General features: G+C 55.7%; 10 protein-coding genes. All 10 read left to right on the plus strand.

Annotation, left to right across the window (positions count from 1 at the left end):
• The first annotated feature begins 17 nt into the window (after positions 1–17).
• The 10 genes from BMY52_RS15995 to BMY52_RS04875 all read left to right on the plus strand — a co-directional run bounded on the left by BMY52_RS15995 (position 18) and on the right by BMY52_RS04875 (position 12,652).
• Positions 18–176 carry a transposase domain-containing protein gene (locus BMY52_RS15995; protein WP_425429220.1) on the plus strand — a complete coding sequence of 53 codons (159 nt, stop codon included), beginning with the start codon at positions 18–20 and terminating at the stop codon, positions 174–176.
• Between the two features lie 634 nt (positions 177–810).
• Complete coding sequence (mobI, locus tag BMY52_RS04835) at positions 811–1,380, plus strand: conjugative transfer protein MobI(A/C) (protein ID WP_090251642.1); 570 nt, start codon at positions 811–813, stop codon at positions 1,378–1,380.
• Between the two features lie 167 nt (positions 1,381–1,547).
• A complete protein-coding gene (locus tag BMY52_RS04840; RefSeq protein WP_090251645.1) occupies positions 1,548–3,308 on the plus strand; it encodes a class I SAM-dependent DNA methyltransferase in 1,761 nt (586 codons plus the stop codon).
• The gene (locus BMY52_RS04845) at positions 3,298–4,707 is read left to right on the plus strand and encodes an AlbA family DNA-binding domain-containing protein (protein ID WP_090251647.1); all 1,410 of its coding nucleotides are present in this window, start codon (positions 3,298–3,300) and stop codon (positions 4,705–4,707) included. Before BMY52_RS04840 ends, BMY52_RS04845 begins: the two co-directional genes overlap by 11 nt.
• A 102-nt stretch (positions 4,708–4,809) precedes the next feature.
• On the plus strand, positions 4,810–6,216 hold the full coding sequence (locus tag BMY52_RS04850) for a restriction endonuclease subunit S (protein ID WP_090251650.1): 1,407 nt from the start codon (positions 4,810–4,812) through the stop codon (positions 6,214–6,216).
• Positions 6,209–7,396: a DUF4268 domain-containing protein gene (locus tag BMY52_RS04855; RefSeq protein ID WP_090251653.1), complete on the plus strand. Its 1,188-nt coding sequence runs from the start codon at positions 6,209–6,211 to the stop codon at positions 7,394–7,396. Before BMY52_RS04850 ends, BMY52_RS04855 begins: the two co-directional genes overlap by 8 nt.
• Before the next feature lie 56 nt (positions 7,397–7,452).
• Entirely contained in the window at positions 7,453–8,481 is a 1,029-nt protein-coding gene (locus BMY52_RS04860) for a virulence RhuM family protein/type II toxin-antitoxin system death-on-curing family toxin (RefSeq protein ID WP_090251655.1), read from the plus strand.
• A gap of 3 nt (positions 8,482–8,484) precedes the next feature.
• Entirely contained in the window at positions 8,485–11,640 is a 3,156-nt protein-coding gene (locus BMY52_RS04865) for a type I restriction endonuclease subunit R (RefSeq protein ID WP_090251658.1), read from the plus strand.
• A complete protein-coding gene (locus BMY52_RS04870; RefSeq protein ID WP_090251660.1) occupies positions 11,640–12,299 on the plus strand; it encodes a hypothetical protein in 660 nt (219 codons plus the stop codon). Before BMY52_RS04865 ends, BMY52_RS04870 begins: the two co-directional genes overlap by 1 nt.
• Positions 12,299–12,652, plus strand: coding sequence for a hypothetical protein (locus tag BMY52_RS04875; RefSeq protein WP_090251663.1), 354 nt, complete (start codon positions 12,299–12,301; stop codon positions 12,650–12,652). Before BMY52_RS04870 ends, BMY52_RS04875 begins: the two co-directional genes overlap by 1 nt.
• Positions 12,653–12,682: the final 30 nt, after the last annotated feature.

A 12,682-nucleotide genomic window follows, 5' to 3' on the forward strand; every position in this document is an offset into this window, starting at 1 on the left:
CCATCCTGCTCACCCTCCTGGAGACCTGCAAGCAGAACGGAGTGAACCCCCGTCACTATCTGATCGATGTGCTTGAGCGCATCCAGGATCATCCCTCCAATCGCCTCCACGAACTGCTGCCCTATCACTGGGAACCGCGCACCCAGGCCTGCGGGGAGAATGCCAGCGGGGAGTGAGGGGGTCTATATGGGTCCTACCGGACGCGTACGAATTGCCCAAAAAGGGCGGAAAGAGCCCGTTCCGTATAAAAATTTAAATTCCTTTAAAATCAATATCTTGATAATTTTCTGGTCAACCTCTGACAACTACCGTCAACACCTGTCAGCCCAAAGCTTTCACATGTGAAAGTCGTCGAGCCAGAGCGAAACTCTGAAAGGGCTCGCAACAGACCTTTTTGAGGCTCGATAGAATTCAGCGCCAGCATATAACTCAGGTAGCCTCCCAAGCGCCTCACAAAAGGCTGTTGCAATTTGCCTACGCCAGCGCGCAAAACCAGTAAGTCTTCCGCTGAAGGTCCGCACTTTTTCTCATTTGGGCCAGAAGGTTGCTTCTCCCAAAACGCAGTTTTCCCAAATAATTCGTGAAAACTGCTCAAAGAAGCCCATAGCGGCACTCGTTGTGAAAAAAGCAGGGAGAAATCCCAAATCAGATAGTCATGTGGAAAGGGGGATTATTTGTCCCAGGCCTGGCCTGCAAGTCGGCGATGGGCTTTTGCTGTAATGAATGCACCCAAAAAGGACAAATAGCGATGCCAGCTCTCGAGACATCCGGACTTACCCTTGGATGCACAGTCACAACAGGAGAAGACCTATGAGCGGGAAAATGTCTCGAGAGAACACTATTAAGATGTGGAATCAGGTCGGTCGCGACAAAACGCTGAAACACGACCAAGGCATGAAGCTGGCTCTGCAGCAGAGCCGGGCAATGGTCCAGTCAGGGGAAGAAGCACTTGAAATTGAGCAGGCTCGTCTCGGTTACCTCACACAGTTGATAGCCAATAATTTCTGGAACCACAATCTTGCCCACCGCACCGACAAAACACCCGGATATCCTGGCCACCATGGATGCAGAGTCCGTCACCGGGGGCGAAAACTCGAGATCAGCTGGTACTACAACAGCTTCCACAGAAAGCCTGGCAGCGAGAGTAAGCGCGTTTTCAGCGAACACATCTGTAAGGATGGTCAGCACCGCTACTACAAAACCGCATTCAATCGCGCTCAACCCTGGGAGAAAACAGTCATACTGGAGACAGAAGCTGGCTTTGAGCTGGCTCGGAAAATTAACGCCAACAACACCAAAATCCGTCGGCTTTTCGACCAGAATCGCAAGCTACTAGCAGAACTGGAAACCCACCTGAACACCATGACCGAGCCCGAGTAATCGCCAGGTCCGCGCGGTGGCTGCAGTTTGAAATTGCAGCCACCCGCCACTTCCTCTAAGCTCCCTAACTATCCTATTTTTCTGCAGAATCCGTTACTACGACATAACCTGTCGCGTCGGTGTGTAACCTGTGAAGCACTGCACTAACGAAACACCCGAGGGAACTCATGAACAACACGGAACAGAAATTCCTCAAAGCCCTGGACGACAAACTCTGGAAAGCCGCCGACAAACTCCGCGCCAACCTGGATGCCGCCAACTACAAGCATGTAGTGCTGGGCCTGATCTTCCTGAAGTACGTATCCGACGCCTTCGAGGAGCGCCAGGAAGAGTTGCTGGAACGGTTCAAGGATGAGAACGACGACATCTACTACCTGCCACCGGAAGACTACGACGGCGACGAGGACTACCAGCAAGCCCTGCTGGAAGAATTGGAGGTACTGGATTACTACCGGGAAGCCAACGTGTTCTGGGTACCCAAGCCGGCCCGCTGGAACACCCTGAAAGAGAAAGCCGTGCTGCCCGTGGGCACCGTGCTGTGGCAAGACGACGCCGGCAACGACGTAAAGCTGCGTTCTGTCTCCTGGCTGATTGACAACGCCCTGGAAGAAATCGAGAAAAGCAACACCAAGCTCAAGGGCATCCTCAACCGCATCAGCCAGTACCAGCTGGAAAACGAAACGCTGCTGGGCCTGATCAACACCTTCTCGGACACCTCTTTCACCAAACCCGTGTTCGAAGGCGAAAAGCTGAGCTTGCACAGCAAAGACATCCTCGGCCATGTGTACGAATACTTCCTCGGCCAGTTCGCCCTGGCCGAAGGCAAACAGGGTGGCCAGTATTACACCCCCAAGAGCATCGTTACCCTGATCGTGGAAATGCTGCAGCCCTACTCCGGCCGCGTGTATGACCCGGCCATGGGCTCCGGCGGTTTCTTTGTCTCCAGCGACAAGTTCATTGAAGAACACGCCAAAGAACAGCACTACGACGCGTCAGAACAAAAGAAGCACATCTCCGTGTACGGCCAGGAATCCAACCCCACCACCTGGCGGCTGGCCGCCATGAACATGGCCATTCGCGGCATCGACTTCAACTTTGGCAAGAAAAACGCCGACACCTTTCTGAACGACCAGCACCCGGATTTGCGCGCCGACTTCGTGATGGCCAACCCGCCCTTCAACATGAAGGACTGGTGGAGTGAATCCCTCGCCGAAGACAGCCGCTGGAAATACGGCACGCCACCCAGGGGCAACGCCAACTTCGCCTGGGTGCAGCACATGATTCACCACATGGCGCCCACGGGCAGCATGGCCCTGCTGCTGGCCAACGGATCCATGAGTTCCAACACCAATAACGAAGGCGAAATCCGCAAACGGCTGGTGGAAGAAGACCTGGTGGAATGCATGGTCGCCCTGCCCGGCCAGCTGTTCACCAACACACAAATACCCGCGTGCATCTGGTTCCTCACCAAAAACAAGGGTGCAAGAAATACGGCGACAGGCAGAGCCTTCAGCAATAGAAAAAAGCAGTTCCTGTTCATCGACGCCCGTAACCTGGGCTTCATGCGGGATCGCGTACTGCGGGACTTTACCAATGACGACATTGCCAAGATCGCCGACACCTTCCACGCTTGGCGCCGGGCAGGAGCCCAAGTGTCGCGGAGTTCAGGGATGGACGAGAGCGAGCAGCGTGTTTATGAAGACATCCCCGGCTTCTGCAAATCCGCCAGCTTGAATGAAATCAAAAAGCATGACTTTGTACTGACACCAGGGCGCTACGTGGGTGCTCAGGAACAGGAAGACGACGGCGAGCCGTTTGCCGAGAAAATGGCCCGGTTAACCGGCCAACTGAAAGAGCAGTTCGCCGAAAGCGACCGGCTGGAGGCGGAGATCAAACGAAACCTCGGGGGCCTGGGCTATGAGCTCTGAACACCCGCTCTGGGACGAAATCCAACAGGGCGAAGGCAAAACGCTGGAGTTCAAACAGCAACTCCCCAAAGGGGAGCAACTGGCCAAAACCCTGGTGGCCTTCGCCAATACCAGTGGCGGAAAGCTGATCATCGGAGTGAATGACCAGCGCCACGTTGTCGGCGTGAAAGGCGACGAGTTTGATTTGATGGACCAGATTGCCTCCATGCTCTACAGCCAATGCCACCCAACGTTGTTACCGAACATCTACCTGGAAACCCTGGAAGACAAAACCCTGATCGTGGTGCAGGTACACCGGGGCAGCCAACTGCCCTATCACCTGAAAAGCCACGGCCGGGACGAAGGCGTGTATGTACGCCTGGGAGCAACGAATCGCCCGGCCAGCCAGGAAATGATCCACGAGCTGGAACGCCAACGCCTGCTGCAAAGCTACGATGAACAAGCCGCCTGGCAGGTGGAACTGGGCGAGCTGGACCTCACGCCTCTCACCCAGGCTTTCGAGAAAGTGGGCAAACCACTCGACACCGCCCGCATGAAAAGCCTCAAGCTGATCCGGGAAGAACAAGGCGCTGATCGCCCTACCCACGGCCTTATGATTTTGCTTGGCCTGTACGAACAGGTTGAAATCAAATGCAGCCGGTTCAAAGGCACCAGCATGGCCGTGTTCCTCGACAAAAAGGAATACCGGGGCGACCTGTTCAGCCAGTTGGCTCAGACCGAAGCCTTCATTAAAAACCATCTGCACCTGAAGGCGGAAATTCTCGGGCTACAACGCACCGAAACCTACGAAATCCCCATTCCGGCCATTCGCGAAGCGTTGGTGAACGCTGTGGTGCATCGTGATTACAGCAATGCCGGACGCGATATCAAAGTTGGCATCTACGACGACGTACTGAACATCGTCTCCCCCGGCGGCCTGCCCAACGGCCTCACTCTGAACGAAGCCCTGAAAGGCCGCTCGGAAATCCGCAACAAAGTGCTGGCCCGGGTCTTCAAGGAGCTGGGTTACATCGAACAATGGGGCAGCGGCATGAGCCGTATCCGTGAGCTTTGCCAGCAGGCGGGCAACCCCAAGCCTGCGTTCAGTGAAAGCGGGGATTTTGTGGATATTGAGTTTTCTAGGGATACCAGCCTTGCAGCTTCAGAGGCCGAAGAAACGGGTGGCTCAATAGGTGGTCAAAAGGGTGGTCAAATAGGTGGTCTAATCCCCGAGTTGACCGAACGACAGCGGGAAGTGCTGGCGCTGATTCAGGAAACCCCGTCCATTTCCCGTCAGGCGCTGGCCGACAAGCTGGACATCAACGCATCGGCGGTTCAGAAACACCTCGACAAATTGAAAGAAGCCGGAGCAATTGAACGGATTGGTGGTACGCGGGGCTATTGGAAGGTGAGAGTATGAGAAAGGATTATGCACGAGGGCTGAATGTGCCATCGCGGAAGCCATTTGCCGAGAGTGACCGGCTCGAAGCGGAGATCAAGCAGAATCTAGGGGGGCTGGGATATGAATGCTGATTGGTGCCGAACTACTTGGGGCGAGCTGATTGAGCTAAAGTACGGAAAAGCACTCCGGGATTACAAAGATGGTTCTGGCGAGTACCCGGTATTCGGTACAAACGGTGCTGTCGGTTCCACCGATAAAGCACTGTGCCCCATTCCCGGTATCGTTATTGGGCGTAAAGGCGCGTATCGAGGTGTACACTTCTCCGAGAGGCCTTTCTATGTCATTGATACAGCCTACTACGTTAATCCAAAGGCAGACTTCAACATAAAATGGGCCTATTACCACTTACTCCATCAAGACATTAACAATCTCGACTCTGGTTCCGCGATTCCATCGACGAGTCGAGAAGACGTTTACCAATTACCAGCCTATGTTCCGCCCCGACCTTTCCAAGACTACATGGTCCGAGTATTGGATAGTTTTAATTCCAAAATCCGGATCAACCACCAAATCAACCAAACCCTCGAACAGATGGCCCAGGCCATCTTCAAAAGCTGGTTTGTCGATTTCGAGCCGGTCAAAGCCAAGATCGCGGCATTGGAAGCAGGCGGCAGCGAGGAAGACGCCCAGCTCGCCGCCATGCGGGTCATTGCTGGTGACGCGCAGGGATGCGCTAATGCCGCGGGAGGCAGGATGCCGGGAGCGGCCAAAGGCGAAGCAGAGCTAACCCGCCTCCAGGCCGAACACCCCGAGCAATACGCCGAGCTCCGCGCCACCGCCGAGCTGTTTCCGTCGGCTATGCAGGATAGTGAGTTGGGGGAGATTCCAGAGGGGTGGGACGTCAAATCAGCGGAGTCTCAGTTTCAAATTACTATTGGAAAAACACCGCCAAGGAAGGAGCCAGAATGGTTCTCCGGGAGCCCAGATCACGTTAAGTGGCTATCGATAAGAAAGATGGGCGAAGGAAATGTCTTTGCAACTGATAGCGATGAGTACTTGACCCAAGAGGCCGTTGACAAATTCAAAATTAAAATTTGCCCTGAAGGCACAGTTCTTCTGAGCTTCAAGCTCACCCTGGGTAGGGTTGTTATCGCGAAAACAGACATGGCCACTAATGAAGCGATCGCCCATTTCAGGATTAGCACCAACAGCCCAGGCAGCTATTGGACTTACCTATGTCTCAGTCAGTTTGACTATTCGACTTTAGGCAGTACATCTTCCATAGCGACTGCCGTCAACTCGAAGACCATCAAACAGATGCCCCTTATAATTCCCGATGTTGCATTACTCCAGTGCTTCGAAAAAATCGTGACTCCCATATTTGAGGGCATATGCAACTACCAGTTAAATAAGGCATCACTCGCAAATTTGCGGGATAGCTTGCTCCCCAAACTCCTATCCGGCGAACTCTCCCTATCCGACGCAGAGGGTCAGCTAGCGGAAGAGGCGGAACCAGCCAATGTTTAAGATCGACTCCACCGCCAACCGCATCAATCCCCTGGAAGTAAAACGCTTCAGCGATCTGGGTTTCACTGAGCGCAAACACCTGCAGGAATGGCTAGAGAACTACCCCCAGGCCCTGACCCAGGGCGACGGCGACGAGCTGCTGATTATCCAGAAAGAGTTCGACGGCTTCGACGATACTCGAGAAAGGCTCGATCTGCTGGCCATCGACAAGGACGGCAATCTCGTCATCATCGAAAACAAGCTCGATGACAGCGGCCGGGATGTGGTGTGGCAGGCGCTCAAGTACGCCAGCTACTGCGCCAACCTGAAAAAGCAGCAGGTGGTGGAGATCTTCCAGCGCTACCTGAACCAGAAAGCCCAGAACGAAGGCACCGCACCCGCCGATGCCGAGAGCGTGTTGCTGGAGTTCCTGCAGGCCGACGATCTGCAATCCGTACAACTCAACACCCTGAAAAGCCAGCGCCTGATTATGGTGGCCGCCCATTACCGCAAGGAAGTCACCAACACCGTACTCTGGCTGAGCCAGTTCGGCGTCAACTGCCAGTGCTTCAAGGTCACGCCCTACCAGGCCGGTGCCGAGCTGTTCCTGAATGTGGAGCAGATCATCCCCACGCCCGAAGCCTCGGACTTTATGATTGGCATGATGGCCAAGGAGGCCGAGGAAAAGAGCGCCAGCAATGAACAAAAGAGCCGGCATACGCTGCGTCTGTCTTTCTGGGAACAAACCCTGGAGGCCTTTGGCCGTAGTAACTGCTCGCTGTTTAACAACATCAGTCCAGCCAAAGATCACTGGTTAAATGCTGGCTCCGGGATCAGTGGCATGGGTTACCAGTTAATCTTTGGCAAAAATGAAGTGCGTGTTGGATTAAGTATGCAAAGCAGCCGTGCCGAGGCGAACCGCTTTGTATTTGACCGACTGCAGACCATGAAACCCCAGATTGAAACTGCTTTTGGTAACGAACTGGTATGGCTGCCCCTACCAGACAAGATTGCGTGCCGTATCCAGTATGAAAAGCCTGTCGATGGCTACAACAAGGCCAACTGGCCCGAGATGATCGAATGGTTGGTGGAGCACATGACCCGGCTGGAAAAAGCGCTGAGCGGGCCGCTGGACAAAGTGCGGCAGGAGCTGAAAACAACAAACTTCAGTAAAGAGCCGGGCATAGAGCATGATGCATAAGCCATTGACTATATTGACTATACTGAGCGGCTTGTAAACAACGACAAGGAACTGTCATGACAGAACAACAAGTAAAAATCTTCACCTCAAGTGATGGCCAGGCGCAGCTTGAAGTGGCGCTTGAGCAGGAAACGGTTTGGCTGAGCCAGGCCCAGATGGGCCAACTCTTCGATACCAGCCCTGAGAACGTTCTGATGCACCTGCAAAACATTTTCAAAGACGATGAATTGGAGGAGCCGGCAACTACTAAGGAATTCTTAGTAGTTCGCCAAGAAGGCAAGCGCCAGGTGCGTCGGCGCATAAAGCACTACAATCTCGATGCCATTATTTCAGTGGGCTACCGGGTCAGCTCCAAACGAGCCACCCAGTTTCGCCAGTGGGCAACGAAGGTTCTCAAAGACCACCTGGTTGAGGGCTACACCCTCAATCAACGCCGCCTGGCAGAACGCGGCATCGAGTTTGAGCAGGCCGTTGACCTGCTGAGCCGCACTCTCACCAATCAGGGCCTGGTATCCAACGAAGGCGAAGCCGTCGCCCGGGTAATCAGCGATTACGCCCGCTCCTGGAGCCTGCTGCAAGGCTACGACGAGCAACAGCTGGCCGAGATCGGCATCAAGCAGCCGGATATGCAGCCGCTGGAGCTGGACGAGGCATTGAAAGCCATTGGCGAACTCAAGCAAACGCTCATGGCCAAGGGCGAGGCCACCGAGCTGTTCGGCCAGTTACGGGGTAACGGCCTGGCTTCTGCGTTGGTGACGATCGAGCAGGGCTTTGGGGACGAACTCTTTTATCCGAACGTGGCCACCCGTGCCGCTCACCTACTGTACTTCGTTATCAAGAACCACCCGCTGGCCGATGGCAACAAGCGCTGTGGCTCGTTTCTGTTTCTATGGTATCTGCGCCGCAACGCCGCTTTGTTGGCGCGGCCGGTAGAACAACTGATTAATGACAACACCCTGGTGGCCTTGGCCCTGCTGGTGGCGGAAAGCCTGCCGGATCAGAAAACTCTGATGATTCGACTGATTGAGCATTTCCTGCTGCTGAAGGAGCCCACCGATGTCAGGCTGAAGGGGAATAAGGACTGAGATATGACGGAAGATCAGCTGGAACAACAATGCCTGGAATGGTTCGCCGAAGGTGGCTGGGAAATCGCCCACGGGCCAGAACTGGCACCGGATGGCGAAGCCCCGGAACGGGCCGACTACCGGCAGGTCTTGTTGCTGGCGGATCTTGAGGCGGCTATTCACCGCATCAACCCTCACCTGCCCCAGAGCGCCGTTGAGCAAGCTGTGGCGGTTGTCCGCAAACCGGAAAGCCTGGATGTGGTGGTCAGCAACCGGGCCTTCCACCGCCTGCTGCTGGACGGTGTGCCGGTTGAGTACAAGCGCGATGACAAGGTGGTTCACGATCAGGCCTTTCTGGTGGATTTTGGTGACCTTGCCGCCAACCGTTTTCGGGCCATCAACCAGTTCACCATCGAAGGCTCCAAGCAACTGCGCCGGCCGGATGTCATCTGCTTTATCAACGGCCTGCCCCTGGCGGTGCTGGAGCTTAAAAGTCCGGGCGCAGAGAATGTGAACATCTGGGATGCCTACAACCAGATTCAGACCTACAAAGACGAATGCGCCGATCTGTTTGCCTACAATGAAGCGGCCATCATCAGCGATGGCTACCTTGCCCGGGTAGGCTCCCTCACCGCCAGCCAGGAACGCTACATGCCCTGGCGCACCCTCAAGCACGAGGACGACAAGCCCCTGCTGGAATGGCAGCTGGAAACCATGGTGCGGGGCTTCTTCGACCGGGAGCTGTTTCTGGATTACATCCGCTACTTTGTGATCTTCGAGACGGATTCCGACAAACTGATCAAAAAGATTGCCGGCTACCACCAGTTCCATGCAGTGCGTGAAGCGGTGAAGGCCACGGTGATCGCCGCACAGGATACAAGCCAGCATGGCATTGGCGAGAAGCGCGCCACTTACGGCGACGAGGTTCTGCCCGGCAGCAAGAAAGCTGGCGTGGTGTGGCATACACAGGGCTCCGGCAAGAGTATTTCCATGTGCTGTTATGCCGGCAAGCTGCTGCAGCAGCCCGAGATGAACAATCCCACCCTGATCGTGGTCACCGACCGCAACGATCTGGACGGCCAGCTGTTTGCCACATTCAGCGCCGCCCGGGAATTGTTGAAGCAAGAACCCGTGCAGGCCGACGACCGGGACACCCTGCGCCGCCTGCTGTCGGAACGGGAATCGGGCGGCATCATCTTCACCACGGTGCAGAAGTTCGCCCTGCTGAACGATGAATCCGGCCACCCGATCCTGAACGACCGCCACAACATCGTGGTGATCTCGGATGAAGCCCACCGCAGCCAGTACGGCCTGAAAGCCACCCTCAAGAAAGACGGCACCTACAAGTTCGGCTACGCCCGCCACATGCGCGATGCCCTGCCCAATGCCTCGTTCATCGGCTTTACCGGCACCCCCATCGAGAGCGAAGACAAAGACACCCGGGCCGTGTTCGGCGACTACGTGTCCATCTACGACATCCAGGATGCGGTGGACGACGGCGCGACTGTGCCCATCTTCTACGAATCCCGCCTGGCCAAGCTGGACATCAACCGCGAGCAGATCGAAGAGCTGTCCGATCAGGTGGAGGAGGTGGTTGAAGACGAAGAAGACGTTGGCAGCCGCGAGAAAACGAAGGGCGAGTGGAGCCGGCTGGAGAAGCTGGTCGGCGCCGGCCCGCGCCTGAAGCAGGTGGCGGAAGACCTGGTAAACCACTTTGAAACCCGCTCCAGCACCATCGACGGCAAGGCCATGATTGTGGCCATGAGCCGGGAGATTGCGGTTCACCTGTATAACGAGATTGTCGCGTTGCGCCCGGAATGGCACGACGACGACCCGGAGAAAGGCGCCATCAAGATTGTGATGACCGGCTCCGCCTCTGACCGCGCCTTGCTGCAACCGCACATCCACAACAAGCAGACCAAGAAACGGTTCGAGAAGCGCTTCAAGGACATTAACGACCCGCTCAAGCTGGTGATCGTGCGGGATATGTGGCTGACCGGCTTCGATGCCCCTTGCTGCCACACCATGTACGTGGACAAGCCCATGAAGGGCCACAACCTGATGCAGGCCATTGCCCGGGTAAACCGCGTGTTCAAGGACAAGCCCGGCGGGCTGGTAGTGGATTACATCGGCATTGCCAACGAGCTCAAGCAGGCCCTGAAAACCTACACCGATGCCAAGGGTAAAGGCACCCCCACACACAGCGCAGAGGAAGCCTACGCCATCCTGCTGGAGAAGCTGGACATCATCCACGGCATGTTTGCGCCCGGCCCCAAAGGTAAGGGATTCAGCTACAGCGGATTCGAGACTGAGCCCCACAAGTATCTGGTGCCCACCGCCAACTACGTGCTCAGCCTGGAAGACGGCAAGAAGCGCTTCCTGGATACCGTGCTGGCCATGAACAAGGCCTTCTCCCTGTGCGCCACCCTGGACGAAGCCCAGGCACTGCAGAAGGAGGTGGCGTTCCTGTCGCAAGTAAAGACGGCCATCACCAAGTTCACCAGCGTGGACAAGAAACTGACCGAGGAAGAGAAGAACACCGCCCTGAAGCAGATCCTGGACAACGCGCTGGTGGCCGAAGGGGTTACCGATGTGTTCGCCCTGTGCGGCCTGGACAAGCCCAACATCGGGCTGCTCTCTGACGAGTTTCTGGAAGACGTTCGGCAGATGCCCTACAAGAACTTCGCCGTGGAACTGCTGGAGAAGTTGCTCAAGGACGACATCAAGGCCAAAACCCGCAACAATGTAGTTCAGGAGAAGAAGTACGCCGACCGCCTGCAGGAGACGCTGCGCAAGTACAACAACCGGGGCATCGAAACCGCCCAGGTGATCGAAGAACTGATCGCCATGGCCAAACAGTTCCAGGAAGAAATGGAACGCGACGCCGCCCTCGGCCTGAACCCGGACGAAGTGGCTTTCTACGACGCCCTCGCCAGCAACGAAAGCGCGGTGCGAGAGTTGGGCGATGAGATTCTGAAGAAGATCGCTGTGGAGATCACCGACAAACTGCGCAAATCCACCACCGTGGACTGGCAGGTGCGGGAGAGCGTGCGAGCGAAGCTGAGGATTCTGGTGCGGCGGACGTTGCAGCGGTACAAGTACCCGCCGGATAAAGCACCGGCGGCAATTGAGCTGATTATGGAGCAGGCGGAAGCCCTGTCTAACCACTGGACGAAGTAATGTATTACTACACCGAGGACTTCGACGGCCAGCTGGACAAGATCGAGATCTACCAGCGCTACCCACTGCTCAAGCCCTTTGTTGGCTCCGACTACGGGCACAATGGGCCCAGGATTCTTTTGATTGCTGAGAGCCACTACCTGCCTCCAGAGAGTACCGTGCATAGGGATCCAGCAAGCTGGTACGAGGGGCATGAGGACGCTCTAACGACAGAAGAACAGAAGTGGATGCGCACCAGGCGAATTCTGAATAAGCCACTGAAAGGCTGGAAAGCCAAGGGTCACGCCATCTACCGAAACATCGAATCGGCTTTGCTCAAGGCAGGCTTGCCGGCCAACGACAGTGTTTTTCGGCAGGTAGCCTTTATGAATGCGTTCCAACGGCCAGCAAAAACCGGGGATACGATAAAGCAGAAGAAACAGGATGTTGAAGTAGCGGCTCAAACGATCAATCAGGTGATTGAGGCCTTGAAACCCGACCACATCGTTTTCGTTTCTACCAAAGCCAAACGAACCGTTGGCAAGCACCTTAGCCAGAGCTCTTCAGGCTTTCACCACCCTGCTTGCCCCTGGTGGAACCGGAAGCAGGACGGTATGAGTAGCAAGCAACGATTCATCGACCACATCTCCAGCCACTGGAACGCCACGGGAGCAGCCTGATGACCTACGACAGCACCTTTGACCAAACCCGCCTCGACCAGCTGGCACAACAGCACCTGGGCGGCACCAACATTAGCGGGCGGATACTGTTCTTCGGAGACCCCGAGGAGAACCGGTTGGATCTGGCAACCTGGCAGCTGGATAACGACGAGGACTACGAGGCAATCAAAGGCTCAGACTTCAAGCTGCACATGATGGAACTACTGGACACCTTGCTGACCTATCGAGCACAGCACGAGCGGCCAAATGCTGGACAAGGCGCTATTCATATAAAGAGCGGCACCCTGACAATCGAGTGGTTGCCGAGAGACGCCGTTGAAGCGATGAGAGATGAAAATATAAAAGGGGGCTAGGGAGTGCAACGGGGTAGAACCAGTCGGCAT

The organism is Ectothiorhodospira marina (genome assembly GCF_900109495.1).
Taxonomy (GTDB): Bacteria; Pseudomonadota; Gammaproteobacteria; order Ectothiorhodospirales; family Ectothiorhodospiraceae; genus Ectothiorhodospira; species Ectothiorhodospira marina.

Excerpts from the sequence above, each read along its gene's own strand:
- BMY52_RS04860 (WP_090251655.1), top strand. The coding sequence starts at position 7,453 with ATGACAGAACAACAAGTAAAAATCTTCACCTCAAGTGATGGCCAGGCG.
- BMY52_RS04850 (WP_090251650.1), top strand. The coding sequence starts at position 4,810 with ATGAATGCTGATTGGTGCCGAACTACTTGGGGCGAGCTGATTGAGCTA.
- BMY52_RS04840 (WP_090251645.1), top strand. The coding sequence starts at position 1,548 with ATGAACAACACGGAACAGAAATTCCTCAAAGCCCTGGACGACAAACTC.
- BMY52_RS04870 (WP_090251660.1), top strand. The coding sequence starts at position 11,640 with ATGTATTACTACACCGAGGACTTCGACGGCCAGCTGGACAAGATCGAG.
- mobI (WP_090251642.1), top strand. The coding sequence starts at position 811 with ATGAGCGGGAAAATGTCTCGAGAGAACACTATTAAGATGTGGAATCAG.
- BMY52_RS04875 (WP_090251663.1), top strand. The coding sequence starts at position 12,299 with ATGACCTACGACAGCACCTTTGACCAAACCCGCCTCGACCAGCTGGCA.
- BMY52_RS04855 (WP_090251653.1), top strand. The coding sequence starts at position 6,209 with ATGTTTAAGATCGACTCCACCGCCAACCGCATCAATCCCCTGGAAGTA.
- BMY52_RS04845 (WP_090251647.1), top strand. The coding sequence starts at position 3,298 with ATGAGCTCTGAACACCCGCTCTGGGACGAAATCCAACAGGGCGAAGGC.
- BMY52_RS04865 (WP_090251658.1), top strand. The coding sequence starts at position 8,485 with ATGACGGAAGATCAGCTGGAACAACAATGCCTGGAATGGTTCGCCGAA.